Genomic DNA, 17,104 nt, shown 5'->3' with positions numbered 1-17,104 from the left:
TTCACTATGTACAACAGGTGGGAAAAAGGGCATATTTATTCACCTCCTCACATTCTTTCATCTGTACTAATATTCTAACTGACTTTCTATGCTAAAATTATATGAGCCTATATTTCCATTTAATCCATTAATTACCCATGGCATTGCAACAAACAATGGTTCCGACTCATATTGAGCCTCAACATCCAATGATGTTACACATTTCTTCATGTCAAATTGTTGATTATAGTTCTTTCTAACATTTAACTGAATCAAATCCATGATTCTGTATGCTGTTGTCTCTATGCTGTTTTTCATTATTAATATCATGCAGAATTGTTTATAATCTATTGCTGCTTTGTTTTTAGATTCACTACTGCCACTTGCTAATAGATTTTTCAAACTGGTTTTCCAATTGTTAGCATTTTTCATTAGGTCTATTTTCTTACCCTTTAATAAAGTTTTTACGTCATTAATTGCCTCTGCTAAAGCCCAGCCTTCTAACAGTACACCTTTAATAACCGGTTCCAAAAAAGGCAGACCTATTGCTGTTGCAGCCGAAGCTGCTGTTGTTTCAATTAAAGCCATTTTTTCTTTGTCAGTTACTAAATACGCTAAAGTAACAACGTTCCTCACAGCAACAATCTGTTCCACAGTAGATGCCAAATTACTTCTATCGCTATCTTTTCCAGCAACAATATATTCAAGCTCATAACTTATTTCCCTGTTCTTTATAAGATTTGTGAAATTTCCAAACTTCATCGCACCATAAAGTACAAGTGCAGCTTTTGTTTTAACGTTGTCTAAACTATTCTCACCTTTATTGTCAATAGTCGAGGGCAAGTCTTTTAACTCTACAGTAGTTGACGAAATTTTATCTGTTTCATCTATAACTAAAGATAAAATCCCCTTTTCTATCAAGCCTTTTGCACTCTCATAAATACCTTTGTTTTTCTTATCCTCTTCACTTATTTCATTTATTTGCAATGAACTAATTTTGCTTTCTATATCCTTGGCAATCGTCTCCCACTGCTCCTTTGAATTCTCAGGTAATCTGTTAATTTCCTCTGTTAATTGCTTTTCTATAGACTTCAATATATTTAAATTATCATCCATAAAATCCTTCATACTATTCTGATTGTCTTTATTTTGACCATCTTTGTTTAATTCACTTAAAAATTCCTTCTTGTCCTTTTGATATAGTTTAATATCTTCTTCTATGGACATTATTTTCTCTAAAAACATTTCTCTCTTTTTCTTTGTTTTTAGTTTCTTTTGAATATCTGCATCTTTCAGATTCTTTATTTCATCACAGATTTTTTCAACATTTTCCTGGATTTCTTTGCTTTTTGAATCATCTATAATCTCATCTACATCCCCGAGATTATACTCACCACTCCCAACACCGCCATTACTATTACTATCAGCGCTATCATTCTTGCCATTACTATTACTATCAGTGCTATCATTCTTGCCGTTATTATTGCCAGTGCCGTTTATTTTATTGCTGTTACTATTGCTGTTATTGCCACTAATATTACTATTGCTATGGTCATCACTTTTGTTTGCGGATATGTTTATAACTTTATCTATTGCTTCTGTAGCTACTGCATACTTCATGTAATTAGAAACTTCCCTGACAAATTCTTCTCCACCGTTACTCCACACATATTTCTTTTCTTTTGCTTTTATATTCTTAAGTCTTGTCATTAAAAGATTCGAGCCCTTATGTTCCACATCACCCAATTCAATGTTCGCCTGAATATATTTTTTTAAGTTCTCATTTACTGATTCGTTTTCCCAAAACATTAGTACACCATAGTCTTCATATACCTGTCTTGCATAGCCTGCCAAAACAGAATCCGTTGCTAAGTATGTAAAAGTCTTACACTCACTTTGCACCATATTCATTCTTGCCGATTCTATTATTATGCTAATAAGCAATAATACTGTAACAAATATTAAGCTAAGATATATTGTAATGCTTGCTTTTTTTGTTTTATTAATCCTCATATTCTAAAAGTTTTCAATCTGTTCATTAATTGATTCATATACGCCATTGGCAACACCACTAATCTGTTCTTTAAATACCAATGCTAAGCCTACCAAAACTAAAATAATCAATACAATTTCAATTACTCCCATTCCACTTTCGTCATTAACATTTTTCTTTATTTTATTTATAAAATTCATAACCACACTCTTCATTCGCTATTTCCTCCTACTATAATATTTATTGCCCCTCCTTTTAGTCGTGGGTATTTCATCGATACATTCCTAAAAATAAACTTTGTTCATTTTATTTTCTGCTTCATATTTTCTGCCTCATATTTGTTTCCTAAATCAGTTTGTTATCCAAGTTAATTTGTTATATAAATTGCCTTGCTGTTTGAATTACTTTTTTTCATAAAATCTTTCTGCTAAATGTTAATGGACAATAGTGCTGGTACCATTATTATTGCAATGGTTATAATCAGCATTAACACCATTGGGCCTAATAATTTTGTCGAAACCTGTCCACCATTTTTTAGCAGATTGTTTTTTCTTTCATTCATTGCATCCTTTAATTCACTCTTTAGCACCAGCGTTAATTCTTTTGTTCCTCGCTTAAGATTCTGTTCAATTAAACCTGCCAGTTTTATATAACAATGAATGTTGCATCTGTTACCATATTCACTTATTGCCACAGTTTCAGGAACACCACTCTTCATCTTCACTGAGCACATCGAAAGTTCCTCAAATGCATACCTGAATGCTTTACTATTCTTTTTCTTTTCCACGTTATACTCTGCGACCATTCTCTCTATTGCCGACTTAATTGATAGTCCTGCTCCGTAATAAAGCAAAATCTTACTTACTATTTCCGGATAGTCATTTAGTAACTGCCTGTTCCGTTTTTCTACTTCTTTTTTTAAATCTTTATCCTTCAGAAAGAACAATGTAATTCCTACTATAATTCCTATTATTGGTATATATTTTCCTACTGTGTCCTTTGTTTCTCTGTAAGTCACTTTTTTCCCATTTATTTGTTGCGGCAGTTTGACCTGATTACTATATTTGTCATTTTCATCCACATATTCCTGCACATAATTTCCTTTTGATTTTTTGTCACTGCTTGGGTATACATTCACTCCAAAACTATAATCTATGGTTTTCTTTTTAAATGTCATAGTCGCCGTAAGTGTTACAACTTCTCCCTGTTTTTTCACATTAGAAGAAATCTCTCCGTTGTAATTTATTATGTTTTTATCACTGATTTTCCAGTATACATTAACTTTTTCTTTTCCTATTTCAGAAACCAAATTCAGTTTACTGTTTACTTTGTTCTGACTTTTATTCTTACCTAAAACTTCTTTTAAAAGGACTTTCTTGTTTTTTTCCAACACCTTCTGTTTTTCACTCTCTGTATACTGCTTTTTTGCAACATTTAACTTAACCGTCTCTTCTCCAACATCATCTATAATTCTCACATTATAATTATTTGAACTTTTTACACTTCTCTCTACTTTACTAATTTGCCTGTCTGTTTTAGATTCAGAATATAAAACTGCAATTGAAACTCCAAGCGTTAGCCAGATAACTCCAACTACAATACAAACTTTTTCTACATAATAAAAATATTGCTCTTTTATTATATGCTCCTTAACAGTAATTTTCTTTAAGTCATTATTAACCCCTGTATTTTGAAAAATCTTTTTGGGTAACCTATCCACAATGAGCATGCCAACTCCATATAAGCCCCATAATTTATGTTTTTTCTTACTTAACTTCCTCTTATATCTGTGTCTATAAGGAATTGTAAATACAATAAACGCACTCAAAACAAGAAACACCACAATAATAAATTTTGTCATTTCACCTATTCCTCCATAATGCTGTCCACAATTCTTTCGCCCCATATATATGCTAATAAATATAGAATTAAACATATTGTCATAACAATTTTGCCTACTATACTTTCATACATTATCTTTAAAAATTCAGGAGAACTTACAGAAATGTATATAATTATAAATCCTGGAATCAGTGTCATTACCTTTTGCTCTAATCTTTTTTCTGTTATTGATGTATTAATTTCCTCTCTGGCATTTTCCTTCATTACAATATCATCTGTTACATTTTTGATTATTTCAGGCATATTGCCGCCGGTTCTTTTCGCCACACTAAAAATTTGCGAAAACAAAATAGCATTTTTTAGTTCCATTCTCTCTGCCATGTCTTTTAACACTTTTTCTGTTGATATATTTAGTTTTAGCTGTGATATTGCTATCTCCAACTCTTTGCACACAAAACATTCTTTTCCGTATATGTTCTTTAAATCTTTATAACTTGATTTAATGGCATTCTCTACTGAGTAGCCTGTTTTTAATCCATCAGAAATTGCTATTAGCATGTCTTTAAACTGCAGCTCTCCGTAAGCAATTTTCTTGTTTATAAGACTTTTCTTTCTTTGCTTGTAAATTGCTACTGTAAATGGGATTAAGAGTATTCCAAATGCATAATTTCCATAAAATAATTTTCCAATAACAAAAACTATTAACTGTATTGCTGCAATATTTATTATGATTTCATTTTTAGATAATTTCATTTTTGTCCCTTCTTTATACACTTAGCCCATAGCTTTGTAACTTAAATATGTTTTTCAATGTTCCTACTTTTTTCAATTTGCCATTTTCCATACAATATAGCTTATTTAAAATAATCTGATTGTCCTTAAATTCCTGAATCTCATTAATCTCTATAACTTTTCTTGTCTTATCTGGCATTCGTGCCAAATGAACCATAATATCAATACCTGCTGCTAACTGTGACCTTATGGCATTTAGTGGTATATCTGCCCCCATTAAAACCATAGTTTCTAATCTGGCGAGCATGTCTTTTGGAGAATTCCCATGTCCTGTGCTCATCGAGCCGTCGTGACCCGTATTTAAACTTTGGACCATGTCAAGAGCTTCTGCGCCTCTAACCTCCCCAACAATAATTCTGTCAGGTCGCATTCGAAGAGACGTTTTTATTAAATCTCTTATAGTAATTTCATTTTCTCCCTGACTGTTAGCCTGTCTTGCCTCCAGACGAACAATATTATCCACACTCTTTAACTGCAATTCTGCAGAATCTTCTATGGTTACAACTCTTTGGTCATTAGGGATAAAATTAGACAACACATTTAAAAATGTTGTCTTCCCTGAGCCTGTCCCACCACTTACAAAAATGTTGTATCCTGCAACAACCAATTTTTCCAACAAGTCGCTTACTTCTCTGGTAAGAGTCCCCCATTTAATTAACTGATTAATGGTAATTTTTTCTTTAGCAAATTTTCTAATAGTTATAACAGCGCCATCTAAAGCAACTGGTGGCAAAACCACGTTCACTCTGGAGCCGTCCTCCAATCTTGTGTCAACAATTGGATTAGACTCATTTACTCTTCTATTTGTTTTTGCAACTATCTGTTGAATTATGTCCTGAAGTCTTTCCTCTGACTCTATGGAATCATCATAAGGTATGATTCTACCCGCTTTTTCAATAAAAATATGATTCCTACCGTTTATCATAATTTCCGTCACTTCATCCATCTCCAGCAAATCTTCAAGTATCCCCAGCCCCTTTATGGAATTAAAAACTTCTTTATGAATTTTTATTCTTTCTTTAATAGTCAAATATTTTTCTTTTAATTCCTCTTCCATAATACGGTCAATTATTTCGTGAAGTTCCTTCTCCTGAGGTTCCCTGGTCATATCAATAGTTGAGATAACTTTCTCTCTTATGGTTTCTTTACTAATTTTTTCACCTATTGCCCCCACCTCCTACTACCTGTCTTGAGTAATCTCCCAAATTACTCCACAACTGTCTTTCTAAGAAATTGTCATCCTCTATGTCAACTAAATCTATAGGTGGCGTAACCTGCTCAATTTTATCTATCAACTCTAAAGCTTCGCTACGTAGCAAAAACTCTTCAAACTCCCCAACTTTCATCTTGTACATATAACTGTTTTCCATAGGAACATAGATTTTATCGCAAAATTCAATTAACGAAGTTATATCTTCCACTACATTTCCAATATCAATTACAATATTTTCATACATACCTGTAGCCATTATGGTTTCCAGCAATTCTATCCACTTTGTTGTTTCCATAGTTCTCAAGTCCCTTGAATATTTAAGTGGTGGCACATAATCTAATGTATTAACTGTATTTACGATAGCTTTCAGCTTAATGGCAACTGTATCTTTATTTTGTTTAAAATAATACATTAAATCGGACAAATCACCCTGATAATTTTGATGGTAGATTTTATCGAATGCCGTAAACTCATCCATGTTTATGTATAGGGTACTTCCGCTTTCAGCCAACACCTGCCCCACAGTAAAAGCAAAAACAGTTTGTTCAGGCTTCTTTATAGGGGAATAAACTCCAACAATCTTTGTTCCATTTCTTTTCACTATTGAACCTGTTTTACTTATATTCAGCTCGGCAAAATAATCCAAAATTTTTCTAATGATATTTTCAGATGATTGGAATTTATAAATATAAGAATAATCCTTGAACTGCTGACAATCATCTTCCACTAAAAATATTATTTTACTTACATCTTCAAGTTCCAAATATTCATCATATAAATTGTAATCCACCAATAGAATATCAATATGATTGTCCTGTAAATATTCTTCCAGTGCCTCTTTATTTGTAAAAGCCGTTGCCTTAAATGGCATGTTTTGTTTTTGATTAATGTATTTCATTAAACTATTTGCATATACTTCATCTAAATCATAAATTGCCAAAGTTGCCGTCATCTTTCTTCTCCCCTTTCTTCTTAATTCTAATTTTTACCATCTGGTACTTCATAATTTTCTTCAACACCAGCCTGCATTTTTTGTCTCAGGTAATGCTGTTTTCACATTATAAACACCTTTCTCCCACTTTGTCTATACCCTTTTTGTGATTTTATATATATTTTAAAGAATGTGTGTTTTTTTCATTTTTTGTGCACTTGACACATAAATATATAGTGGTATACTTCTATGTAGTATTCATAACTAGATGTTATGGTTATAATACATATTTTTATTTTTTTCGTGTCATTATACTAATAATGATGTTTTATTTTTTCAAAGCAGAACAATTATATGGAGGAAAATATATGAGTAAAAGAACTAAATTATCAGACAGAACATTGCCTACCTACTCAAAGGGCGAAGAGATTTTCAATATGGTTTCTCACATTGTAGGCGGAGCTCTCGGTATTGCAGCACTTGTACTTTGTGTTATTACAGCTGCCAAAGCAGGTAGTGTCATCGGAGTTGTTTCCAGTTGTATTTATGGAGTAACCCTCATTACTTTATATACAATGTCCAGTGTTTATCATGGTTTACGACCGGGTATGGCCAAAAAAGTAATGCAGGTTTTAGACCATTGCACCATTTATTTTCTAATTGCCGGCAGCTATACACCGATTTTATTAGTTGCTATGCGACCTAAATATCCTGCACTTGCTTGGGTTTTATTTGGAATTGTTTGGGGCTGCGCAATTATTGCTTGTGCACTTACAGCCATTGATTTAAAGAAATACAGTGTTTTCTCCATGATTTGCTACCTTGCAATGGGCTGGACAATTATATTTTTCATAAAACAGACTTACGAAGTCATGTCGCTGGGGGGAGTAATTTTCCTTGTTGCCGGAGGTGTTGCCTACACTGTAGGCTCTATCCTTTACGGACTTGGCAAAACTAAAAAATGGATGCATTCTATTTTCCATATATTCATTCTTGCAGGCAGCATTTTGCATTTCTTTGCAATTATTCTTTATGCTCTATAACCTTATAATTTTCGATAAACTTATAAGTCTTCAAACTTTTCTATAAAAGTTTAACGATCTAAAAAGATAAAATCTGGAAGAGTGTTATTTCTTCCAGATTTTTTTGTGTAATAAAATTTTTATTTGCACAAAAATGAAAATAATTACACATTTTCGAAAATAAAATAGGGTAATTTCTTTCCATTTTGCTCTTTTCCAACAATATCTTTCTAATAATATATTCTTCTATTTTACGATTTTTCAATAATATCTTCTTCTGTTTTGCCTTCTTCTGTACATTTCATTTAACAGCAAAACCATAATTATATCTTTAAGCCACTGATCATCCGGATATTTAATACAGTTTTCTCCGTCGCCACACTGTTCTTCCTCTTCCTTAACCCGCCTGAATATGTTGTTTACCATTTGCAAAACACCTAATTTATCGGGATATTCATCAAACATTAGACTTCCTGCAAACTCCTGTTTGTCACACTCTCTTTCGACCCAATCCTGAATTGTCATAAAAGCTATCGGGTACATTTCCTTAACATAATCAATATCTCTGTCTGACATTTGATTCCATTGTCCATAATAAAATCCATTTATTGCATTTCCCTGAACGTAAAAAGGTATATATTTATAGTCCATAATCAATCCTAATAGTTTATCATTTTATACTATTCAGATTTCAATTATTTGTTACTACAAATATATACCTTTTACTTTTATTTTTACAATTATAAATCAACTAAATTATAATTTATACCGCACCCTAGTTACAGGTTTACCGCATAAAATATAAAACTTCTACAACTTTATTTTTATTTCCTTTCCTGACTTTTCATATGATGTGTATTTAACTCCCGCTGCTTCCATCATTCTTTTAGAAGCTTTCACAGATGAAGTGTCACCATATTTGTCGTCTCCGTAAATAACTTCCTTTATGCCACATTGAATAATCGCCTTGGCACATTCATTGCAAGGGAATAAAGTTACATATATTTTTGCCCCTTCTAAACTACCGCCGCGATAATTTAATATTGCATTTAGTTCGCTATGAGTTGTATAAAAATATTTGTTGTCATAAGGATCGTCACTTTCCCTATTCCAAGGAAATTCATCGTCACTACAGCCAATTGGAAGTCCGTTATATCCCATTGACAAAATCTTGTTATCTTCACTTACAATACAGGCTCCCACCTGAGTATTTGGATCCTTTGAGCGCAACGCAGCTAACGATGCCACGCCCATAAAATATTCGTTCCATGAAATATAGTCTTTTCTTTTGTTACTCATTGTCTCGTCCTCCAATCATGTTTTGCCCTCATATTTAAAATCCTTCTTATATTAAAAATGAAGAAATCCTTCTCCTTAAGAAAAGTCTTTCTTCATTTCTAGTTACTATTTTGTTCCGAAAATTCTGTCTCCTGCATCGCCAAGACCTGGAACAATATATTTGTGTTCGTTTAATTTTTCGTCTTTTGCACCAATGTAAACATCTACGTCCGGATGAGCCTTTTCAAAAGCTTCAATTCCTTCAGGTGCTGCAATAATGCACATAAGTCTAATGTTCTTAACGCCCTTATCCTTTAACATCTGGATTGCTGCAATAGCTGAACCACCTGTTGCAAGCATTGGATCTACCACAAAAACTTCTCTCTTATCGCAATCTTCAGGAAGCTTGCAATAATACTCGTGAGGTTCTGCTGTTACTGGATCTCTGTAAAGACCAATATGTCCAACCTTTGCTGATGGAATAAGTGCAAGCATACCATCAACCATACCTAAACCAGCTCTAAGAATTGGAACGATTGCAAGTTTCTTTCCACCTAACTGCTTAATTGTTGTTTTACAAATAGGTGTTTCAATTTCTACATCTTCAAGCTCTAAATCTCTTGTTGCTTCATAAGTAATAAGCATTGCAATTTCGCTTATTAACTGTCTGAAATCCTTTGTTCCTGTAGTTGTCTGTCTGATAATTCCAATCTTGTGCTGAATCAATGGATGATCCATTATCATTATCTTTGCCATGTTTCTTCCTCCGTACATATTATATCTTATTATGTTTTAACTTATTCGCTAACTTTATAATCACTTCATCAACCGTATCATAAAGTTTCGCATAATCAGCAAGTTCCCCACCATCCGGGTTAGTTATACTTCCTTGCTCATTAATATACTCTTTAAGTGTATAGACATTCACTGCTTCAGCAAAGTCATCATAAATACCCTGCTTCTTTGTTTCGTCTAATACAAGTACCAATACATCTTTTCCAAAATCTTCACCTGTTAATTGAACTGAACTTCTGTCAATTTCAATCCCCTTTGACGCTGCAATGGCAACGGTCTTTGGGTTCATAGGTTCCGGAAATAACACTGCTAGTCCCTTAGACTCAATAGTAGCTCTCTCCTGTGGTAAATAATGCTTAAGTAGAGCTGCCGCCAATGGTCCTAACGAAGTGTCTGTATCAGTTACAAATATTACTTTTGAATATTCTAACATTTTTCCTCCGAACTGCTACACATCCATTATGTTATAACCAGCTGCCTTTGTAAGCCTGTTCATAATAGCCCATCCAATGTTGTCCTCTGAAAAAGCTTCCCCAAAAATGAATTCAGTTCCCTCTTTGTCAAAATCGCGAAGCGCTTTAAACAACATGTTTGCTATTGTTTCCGGCTTGTCCAAATCGCCCAGAGATACTACCTTAATGTTCTCATTTATTTTTCCCTGGTACAATCCTAAATGCTGGTTAGCTGTTATTATTCCTGTCTTCTTTCCTTCTTCAGCTTTTGCATTAGCTGAATCAATTATGTGCTGAGCAACTTTATTCGCATCACCTTTAAAAATACGAAAATCTGCTGCCGGTGCATAATGTCTGTATTTCATACCCGGAGCTTTTGGTTTCAAACCTTCTACCGGTTTCTTCAAAATGGCCTGATCTATCTCAAGGTTGCTAACAACCTTCTTTGCCATTTCGTATGTTATAAATCCTGGTCGTAAAACAAGAGGTGGATCTACTGTTACATCTATAATTGTAGACTCCAATCCCATTCCTACCATGCCACCATCAATAATCATATCAATGCGACCGTCCAAATCATCGATTACATGCTCACCAAGTGTTGGACTTGGCTTACCTGATAAGTTGGCACTTGGTGCCGCAATGCTTGTTCCGGCTTCTTTAATTAATCTGCTTGCAATAGGATGATTTGGAAATCTGATAGCCACAGTATCCAAGCCACCTGTTGTTCCTTTTGGAACAATATCGCTTTTCTCAAAAATTAAAGTAAGTGGTCCCGGCCAAAAAGCATCCATTAATTTTTCTGCCACCGGTGGTATTTTCTTTACCAATGGTTTCAGCATTTCTATGTCACAAATATGTGCAATTAATGGGTTGTCTGATGGGCGTCCTTTCGCAGCATAAACCTTCATAGCTGCCTGGGCGTCAAGTGCATTTGCACCCAATCCATAAACCGTTTCTGTTGGAAATGCAACAAGGCCTCCATCTCGAATAATCTGCCCTGCTTCCTTTAATGCTTCCCCATCTATATTGTCTTTATCAATGTTAATTATCTTCGTGTTCATTTCTCGCCTCACCTGACCTATATCCGTTTTATTTTATCATAATTACATCTAAAATACAACGTTAGACGCCTTTATCTTTTCACCAGGAATCGCCATTTATCGCTGCATATTAAAGTATGTAGAAATACCTTCACTCAAGATTTCTGCCAGCTCTTTTTGATATGTTTCATTTGTCAATTTTGTTGCCTCATCGCTATTGCTTAAAAAACCACACTCTACAATTATTCCCGGACATTTTGAATTTATTAAAATATAGTAACTGTCATTTGGCTTTGCCTTTTTTTCTTTATCATTTACCTTTTCATTTAGGATTTTCTGCAAAGTTTCACCTAGCAGCTTGCTTTGCTCTGACCTTTGAAAATAAAAACTTTGTGCTCCATGAACTGAAGTCTGCGTAAAGCTGTTTTGGTGAATACTAACCATAATACATTTATTATTTTCTTCATAGGCGTTGTTTATTATTTCACAGCGTTTATTTAAATCGCTTATTTTAGAAAACTTATCTCCATCCCCCAAAACAACATCTTCGCTTCTGGTTAGTACAACCTTATACCCCTGTTCATTTAGTACCTGAAAAAGTTTCTTACTAATAGCCAAATTCACATCTTTTTCTTTCTCTTTATTTACACCAATTTTTCCCGGATCATCTCCACCATGCCCCGGATCAATTACAACAGTTTTTCCATTAAATTTTTTTGTGGTTACTACTTCGCCTTTTTCTTTTGTCGGCTCTTTCACTACTTTTTCCATGTTACAGGCAATTGCAGTTACGGAAACAAGCAGAATAATCGCCATGAAAATTTCCATTTTTTTATAACTTTTTACTGATATCATGTTTTACCAATAGAGCAGTTCCTATTTTTGTAAATTATATGTTTTTGAAACATCAAAAATTCGTGTTACACTTATTGTATAAAAAAAGAAGCTATACTGATATCACAATACAACTCCGTTAAAATTTTTTTTATATTATCGATTAATTTATTAACGAATTTAATAATTTTAAATCGTTTTCCGGCACATCAATTGGTTTAAAACCATCCTCTAACAGTTCCGTCTCAACCTCATTAAACAAATCATTACTAACATCTGGACGTGAAGTAGTTTTCAATGCATCATTGATTCATCTTTCTTACCACCTTCAAGCTATTACTTAATGCAGCAAATTCTTCTAAAGTCAACTTTTCTCCGCGGATGTTTTCTTCTTTGCCAATTGCTTTAATTGCCTGAACTATTTCTTCCTTTGTGTAGTCCAATTCGGAAGAATTTTTCAAACCATTTACTAACGTTTTTCTTCTCTGATTGAAGCTTGCTCTAATTACTTTAAACATTAATGTTTCGTCAACATCAACCACTGGCTTTTCATGAGCAGTTAATTTGATTACTGCAGAATCCACATTAGGTCTTGGCATAAAACATGACGCTGATACATTTAACTGCACCTTAGCATCTGCGTAATACTGAACCGCAAGAGATAAAGCACCATAATCTTTTGAACCGGGACCTGTCTGCATTCTGTCGGCAACTTCCTTTTGTACCATAATGGTAATACTTTCAATAGGAACCTTGCTTTCAAACAAGCCCATAATAATTGGTGTTGTAATATAATATGGCAAATTAGCTACAACCTTAATTGGCTTTCCATTGTTCTTTTCCTGTGCAAGAGCTTTAATATCCAGTTTTAAAACATCCTGATTAATCACTTCTACATTATCATATTCAGACAATGTATCTTTTAAAATTGGAATAAGCATTTTATCAATTTCAACAGCCACTACCTGACGCGCTGCCTCACATAAATACTGTGTCATTGTTCCTATTCCAGGTCCAATTTCAAGGACGAAATCATCCTTTGTAATATCAGCCGCACTTACAATGCTCTCTAATATATTAGAATCAATTAAAAAGTTTTGTCCAAATTTTTTTTGAAAAGCAAAACTGTATTTATTAATAATTTCTTTAGTTGCACTAGGCGAACCTAAATATGCCATATAATACCTCACTAATTACTTCTATAATTAATATAAAATTAATTTAAAACTTTAATTTGCTTTAATTCACTAATCAAATTTATATTTGATTTTGTACAATTCCGTATAACTTCTTTGCATTTTCGCTTGTTATATCAATTACCTCGTCGGAACTTATACCTTTAATTTCAGCAATTTTACTTACAACATAAGGGAGATTAAAGGAATCATTTCTCTTACCTCTGTTTGGAACAGGTGCAAGATATGGACAATCTGTTTCTATAACCATTCTGTCCATAGGCATATACTCCACAACTTCCTGAAGTTTTTTTGCATTATTAAAAGTAACAACGCCGCCAATTCCAAGATAAAATCCCATATCTAAAAACTGCTTTGCCATTTCTTTAGTATATGAGAAACAATGAATAACTCCGCCAATTTCATCTGCCTTATTTGACTTCATTACATCATATGTATCTTTTGCAGCATCTCTACTGTGAATAATAATTGGAAGTTCTGCTTTTCTTGCAATGTCCATCTGTCTTTCAAAAGCTGCAATCTGCTGCTCCCTATTGTCATTCCAATGATAATCCAATCCAATTTCACCAACAGCTACAATCTTCGGTTTATACACGCTCTTAGCTAACCAATTATAATCATCGTCAGTTAGCTCAGCCACTTCGTCAGGATGTACTCCCAACGCTCCGTATACATATGGAAATCTTCTAATTAAACCTATTGTGCTTTTACATGATGCCATTGAAGCTCCAACATTAACAATATACTCAACTCCTCTGTTTCTCATTCTCTCTAAAAGTTGCTCTCTGTCGTCATCAAAAGCCTCGTCATCATAGTGAGCATGTGTATCAAAAATCATTTTATTTCCTCCTGATGCTAAAGCACTATTGCTTTAATGGGTTCAGGGACAAAGCCCCGAACCTACATATAACTTTAGCAGATTTCACTTCCTGCTACAATATCCTTATCAACTGTTACAACAGAAAGATTTCCTTCATCATCTCCTGCTGCAAGAATCATACCCTGTGATTCAACACCACAAAGTTTACATGGTTTTAAGTTAGTAATAACAGCCACTTTCTTTCCAACCATTTCTTCAGGCTTATAGTATTTTGCAATACCGGAAACAATCTGTCTTGTTTCTGCGCCAATCTTAATCTGTGAAACTAAAAGTTTCTTTGCCTTCTTAACAGGCTCGCACTTAATAACTTCACCAACCTGAATCTGGATTTTGTCAAAGTCATCAATTGTAATTTCAGGCTTCTTTTCAACTTCAGGATATTTTTCTCCCTGAACTTCTGCCTTCTGTGCTTCCTCGATTTCCTTAACTTTTTCCATTACTTCCTTCTGGTCCATTCTGGCAAAAAGAATTTCAGGCTTTTCTACAACCTTGTTTCCTGACTGGTATTTACCAAATTCAGTCATATCATCAAAAGCTCTTGGTGCACCGTTAATCTGTGCCAAAATCTTTGCTGATGTTTCAGGCATAAATGGCTCAAGTAAGCTTGCACCAATATTAATTGCTTCAATTAAATTGTAAAGAACTGTTGCAAGTCTGTCCTGCTGTGCTTCGTCCTTTGCCAAAGCCCAAGGCATTGTTTCATCAATATATTTGTTGCTTCTCTTAAATAATGCAAAAATTTCTGTAATTGCATCTGCAACACGTAATTTATCCATTTTTTCTGCTGCTTTAACAGGCGCTTCTAATACAACTTTCTTAAAGTCTACATCAACGTCACCTTCTACACCCTTGTTTTCAACAACGCCACCAAAATATTTATTTGACATTGAAATTGTTCTGTTTACAAGGTTTCCTAATGTATTTGCAAGGTCTGAGTTCATTCTCTCAACCATTAAATCCCATGTAATAGTTCCATCATTTTCAAATGGCATTTCATGAAGTACAAAGTATCTAACTGCATCTACGCCAAAAATACTTGCTAAATCATCAGCATAAATCACATTACCCTTTGACTTACTCATCTTACCATCACCCTGTAATAACCAAGGATGTCCAAATACCTGCTTTGGAAGTGGAAGATCAAGTGCCATAAGCATAATTGGCCAATAAATTGTATGGAATCTTAAAATATCTTTTCCAATTAAATGAAGGTCTGCAGGCCAATATTTTTCAAACATTGGATCACTGTTTCCATCAAGGTCAAATCCTAATCCTGTAATATAGTTTGATAATGCGTCAATCCATACATAAACTACGTGGTCAGGATCAAAGTCTACAGGAATTCCCCATTTGAATGATGTTCTTGAAACGCATAAATCCTGAAGTCCCGGAAGAAGGAAGTTGTTCATCATTTCATTCTTTCTTGATTCAGGCTGTATAAATTCAGGATGTGTGTTAATGTGTTCAATTAATCTGTCTGCATATTTGCTCATTCTAAAGAAGTAAGCCTCTTCCTTTGCCGGAGTTACTTCTCTACCACAATCAGGACATTTTCCATCAACTAACTGTGATTCTGTAAAAAATGATTCACAAGGTGTACAGTACATACCTTCATAGTAACCCTTGTAAATATCACCCTGGTCATATAATTTCTTAAAAATCTTCTGAACCTGTTTTTCATGGTCAGGATCAGTTGTTCTAATAAATCTGTCGTATGATGTGTTCATCTGATCCCAGATTTCTTTAATAACACCTGCTGTTTTGTCAACAAATTCCTTTGGTGTTACTCCTGCTTCTGCTGCCTTTATTTCGATTTTCTGTCCATGTTCATCTGTTCCTGTCTGGAATCTTACGTCATATCCCTGCTGTCTTTTAAAACGTACAATACTGTCTGCCAAAATTGCTTCATAAGTATTTCCAATATGTGGCTTACCTGATGTGTAAGCAATTGCTGTTGTTAAATAATATGTTTTGCTCATTTTACTTCTCCTTCTACTATTTTTCTGAAATCCCATTTCATTTCTACACTCTCTACAGTCTAACTGTGAAATTTATCTAATAGAATTTCCTTTTATATGAAAAAAATCCCTCCCGTCTTCTTGTAAAGACGAGAGGGTTGACTTCGTGGTACCACTTTACTTTATCTGAAATTTCATTATCTATTCATAATCAATCATCAAAATATCTTCAATGAAATATGTTAAACTTTCAGACCTCATTAACACTATAACGGGTGTAACCGTTGACGGCTCATATACTATACTCACCTTCACCGCTCCAGGGCCATCTTCAACTTTCACTCCACTGTTCCTTTTCACCAACCAGAACTCTCTGTTAGCTTTGTTAGAGTCTACTCTTCCTTTCAACGCGTTTGTCATACCCACTAATTCTATTATTTTATAGGTAGTTTGTCAATTATGTATTTAGTAAAATCGTGGAATTTTAGCTGAATTTATACCAATCTTTCCTGTATAAATTTTATTATATCTTCATGTTTGTATTAAACGAACCTATTTATCCAAATCAGAAATATATTCACCTTCCTCGCTAACAGATACACCTGCTTTTTTGATATACACATTGCCGTTTTTTAATTGAAAAACACAATAAAAATCTGATTATCCGCTAAAACACAGTATCTATCAGCATTTTCAAGGAAACAAACACATCAATTTACTACTTATTTACTACCATTGAATGAGCCTTGATACGCAAGTTTTCCTAGATATGCAAAGATATGGTACAGCACATCAGTATTGAAACAAGAAAAATTGAATAACTCATAGACTATGGAACGCCTAAAATGACGTTCCTTTTCTATTTTCAGCCGTTCATTATGGACGGTTATTTTATT

General features: G+C 33.8%; 16 protein-coding genes and 1 other annotated feature. Of the genes, 1 reads left to right on the top strand and 15 read right to left on the bottom strand.

Features of this window, described 5'->3' with window-relative positions; genetic code table 11:
• Window positions 1–66: 66 nt before the first annotated feature.
• The 6 genes from DWZ69_RS00465 to DWZ69_RS00440 all read right to left on the bottom strand — a co-directional run bounded on the left by DWZ69_RS00465 (window position 67) and on the right by DWZ69_RS00440 (window position 6,771).
• On the bottom strand, window positions 67–1,992 hold the full coding sequence (locus DWZ69_RS00465; protein WP_118435549.1) for a DUF5702 domain-containing protein: 1,926 nt from the start codon (window positions 1,990–1,992) through the stop codon (window positions 67–69).
• A gap of 3 nt (window positions 1,993–1,995) precedes the next feature.
• Window positions 1,996–2,187 carry a Flp1 family type IVb pilin gene (locus DWZ69_RS00460; RefSeq protein ID WP_243002582.1) on the bottom strand — a complete coding sequence of 64 codons (192 nt, stop codon included), beginning with the start codon at window positions 2,185–2,187 and terminating at the stop codon, window positions 1,996–1,998.
• Between the two features lie 212 nt (window positions 2,188–2,399).
• A complete protein-coding gene (locus DWZ69_RS00455) occupies window positions 2,400–3,833 on the bottom strand; it encodes an immunoglobulin-like domain-containing protein (protein ID WP_117999271.1) in 1,434 nt (477 codons plus the stop codon).
• A gap of 5 nt (window positions 3,834–3,838) precedes the next feature.
• The gene (locus DWZ69_RS00450) at window positions 3,839–4,567 is read right to left on the bottom strand and encodes a hypothetical protein (RefSeq protein ID WP_118435546.1); all 729 of its coding nucleotides are present in this window, start codon (window positions 4,565–4,567) and stop codon (window positions 3,839–3,841) included.
• A 13-nt stretch (window positions 4,568–4,580) separates the two neighbouring features.
• Window positions 4,581–5,780: a CpaF family protein gene (locus DWZ69_RS00445; RefSeq protein WP_243081021.1), complete on the bottom strand. Its 1,200-nt coding sequence runs from the start codon at window positions 5,778–5,780 to the stop codon at window positions 4,581–4,583.
• Entirely contained in the window at window positions 5,764–6,771 is a 1,008-nt protein-coding gene (locus tag DWZ69_RS00440) for a hypothetical protein (RefSeq protein ID WP_117999269.1), read from the bottom strand. Before DWZ69_RS00440 ends, DWZ69_RS00445 begins: the two co-directional genes overlap by 17 nt.
• Window positions 6,772–7,118: 347 nt before the next feature.
• Between DWZ69_RS00440 and DWZ69_RS00435 the strand changes: the two genes are divergently transcribed.
• Window positions 7,119–7,793 carry a hemolysin III family protein gene (locus DWZ69_RS00435; RefSeq protein ID WP_117999268.1) on the top strand — a complete coding sequence of 225 codons (675 nt, stop codon included), beginning with the start codon at window positions 7,119–7,121 and terminating at the stop codon, window positions 7,791–7,793.
• A gap of 240 nt (window positions 7,794–8,033) precedes the next feature.
• Here DWZ69_RS00435 and DWZ69_RS00425 read toward each other — a convergent pair whose 3' ends face one another.
• The 9 genes from DWZ69_RS00425 to metG form a co-directional block, all read right to left on the bottom strand.
• The gene (locus tag DWZ69_RS00425) at window positions 8,034–8,423 is read right to left on the bottom strand and encodes a hypothetical protein (RefSeq protein WP_117999266.1); all 390 of its coding nucleotides are present in this window, start codon (window positions 8,421–8,423) and stop codon (window positions 8,034–8,036) included.
• Window positions 8,424–8,582: 159 nt separating this feature from the next.
• Window positions 8,583–9,071, bottom strand: a complete 489-nt coding sequence (locus tag DWZ69_RS00420) for a dCMP deaminase family protein (RefSeq protein ID WP_117999265.1) — start codon at window positions 9,069–9,071, stop codon at window positions 8,583–8,585.
• Window positions 9,072–9,176: 105 nt separating this feature from the next.
• On the bottom strand, window positions 9,177–9,806 hold the full coding sequence (upp, locus tag DWZ69_RS00415) for a uracil phosphoribosyltransferase (protein ID WP_118435541.1): 630 nt from the start codon (window positions 9,804–9,806) through the stop codon (window positions 9,177–9,179).
• Between the two features lie 19 nt (window positions 9,807–9,825).
• Window positions 9,826–10,278: a low molecular weight phosphotyrosine protein phosphatase gene (locus DWZ69_RS00410; protein WP_022165959.1), complete on the bottom strand. Its 453-nt coding sequence runs from the start codon at window positions 10,276–10,278 to the stop codon at window positions 9,826–9,828.
• Window positions 10,279–10,293: 15 nt separating this feature from the next.
• Window positions 10,294–11,361 carry an L-threonylcarbamoyladenylate synthase gene (locus DWZ69_RS00405; protein ID WP_022165960.1) on the bottom strand — a complete coding sequence of 356 codons (1,068 nt, stop codon included), beginning with the start codon at window positions 11,359–11,361 and terminating at the stop codon, window positions 10,294–10,296.
• A 96-nt stretch (window positions 11,362–11,457) separates the two neighbouring features.
• On the bottom strand, window positions 11,458–12,156 hold the full coding sequence (locus DWZ69_RS00400; RefSeq protein ID WP_158561071.1) for an N-acetylmuramoyl-L-alanine amidase: 699 nt from the start codon (window positions 12,154–12,156) through the stop codon (window positions 11,458–11,460).
• 320 nt (window positions 12,157–12,476) lie between these two features.
• Complete coding sequence (gene rsmA / locus DWZ69_RS00395) at window positions 12,477–13,352, bottom strand: 16S rRNA (adenine(1518)-N(6)/adenine(1519)-N(6))-dimethyltransferase RsmA (RefSeq protein WP_117999261.1); 876 nt, start codon at window positions 13,350–13,352, stop codon at window positions 12,477–12,479.
• A 79-nt stretch (window positions 13,353–13,431) separates the two neighbouring features.
• Window positions 13,432–14,208, bottom strand: coding sequence for a TatD family hydrolase (locus DWZ69_RS00390; protein ID WP_022165963.1), 777 nt, complete (start codon window positions 14,206–14,208; stop codon window positions 13,432–13,434).
• Window positions 14,209–14,282: 74 nt separating this feature from the next.
• Window positions 14,283–16,265, bottom strand: a complete 1,983-nt coding sequence (gene metG / locus DWZ69_RS00385) for a methionine--tRNA ligase (RefSeq protein ID WP_117999260.1) — start codon at window positions 16,263–16,265, stop codon at window positions 14,283–14,285.
• Between the two features lie 85 nt (window positions 16,266–16,350).
• Window positions 16,351–16,625 (bottom strand) — a binding site (T-box leader).
• Window positions 16,626–17,104: the final 479 nt, after the last annotated feature.

The sequence above is a fragment of the Eubacterium sp. AF34-35BH genome (genome assembly GCF_003477765.1).
Lineage (GTDB): Bacteria > Bacillota > Clostridia > Lachnospirales > Lachnospiraceae > Eubacterium_G.
Note: the sequence above shows the minus strand (reverse complement) of the source record. Positions and strands in the feature narration are given on the sequence as shown.

Coding starts and splice junctions, on each gene's coding strand:
- DWZ69_RS00465 (WP_118435549.1), bottom strand. CDS start 1,992: ATGAGGATTAATAAAACAAAAAAAGCAAGCATTACAATATATCTTAGC.
- DWZ69_RS00435 (WP_117999268.1), top strand. CDS start 7,119: ATGAGTAAAAGAACTAAATTATCAGACAGAACATTGCCTACCTACTCA.
- upp (WP_118435541.1), bottom strand. CDS start 9,806: ATGGCAAAGATAATGATAATGGATCATCCATTGATTCAGCACAAGATT.
- DWZ69_RS00440 (WP_117999269.1), bottom strand. CDS start 6,771: ATGACGGCAACTTTGGCAATTTATGATTTAGATGAAGTATATGCAAAT.
- DWZ69_RS00450 (WP_118435546.1), bottom strand. CDS start 4,567: ATGAAATTATCTAAAAATGAAATCATAATAAATATTGCAGCAATACAG.
- DWZ69_RS00400 (WP_158561071.1), bottom strand. CDS start 12,156: ATGGCGATTATTCTGCTTGTTTCCGTAACTGCAATTGCCTGTAACATG.
- metG (WP_117999260.1), bottom strand. CDS start 16,265: ATGGGATTTCAGAAAAATAGTAGAAGGAGAAGTAAAATGAGCAAAACA.
- DWZ69_RS00390 (WP_022165963.1), bottom strand. CDS start 14,208: ATGATTTTTGATACACATGCTCACTATGATGACGAGGCTTTTGATGAC.
- DWZ69_RS00425 (WP_117999266.1), bottom strand. CDS start 8,423: ATGGACTATAAATATATACCTTTTTACGTTCAGGGAAATGCAATAAAT.
- DWZ69_RS00460 (WP_243002582.1), bottom strand. CDS start 2,187: ATGAAGAGTGTGGTTATGAATTTTATAAATAAAATAAAGAAAAATGTT.
- DWZ69_RS00455 (WP_117999271.1), bottom strand. CDS start 3,833: ATGACAAAATTTATTATTGTGGTGTTTCTTGTTTTGAGTGCGTTTATT.
- DWZ69_RS00410 (WP_022165959.1), bottom strand. CDS start 10,278: ATGTTAGAATATTCAAAAGTAATATTTGTAACTGATACAGACACTTCG.
- DWZ69_RS00420 (WP_117999265.1), bottom strand. CDS start 9,071: ATGAGTAACAAAAGAAAAGACTATATTTCATGGAACGAATATTTTATG.
- DWZ69_RS00405 (WP_022165960.1), bottom strand. CDS start 11,361: ATGAACACGAAGATAATTAACATTGATAAAGACAATATAGATGGGGAA.
- rsmA (WP_117999261.1), bottom strand. CDS start 13,352: ATGGCATATTTAGGTTCGCCTAGTGCAACTAAAGAAATTATTAATAAA.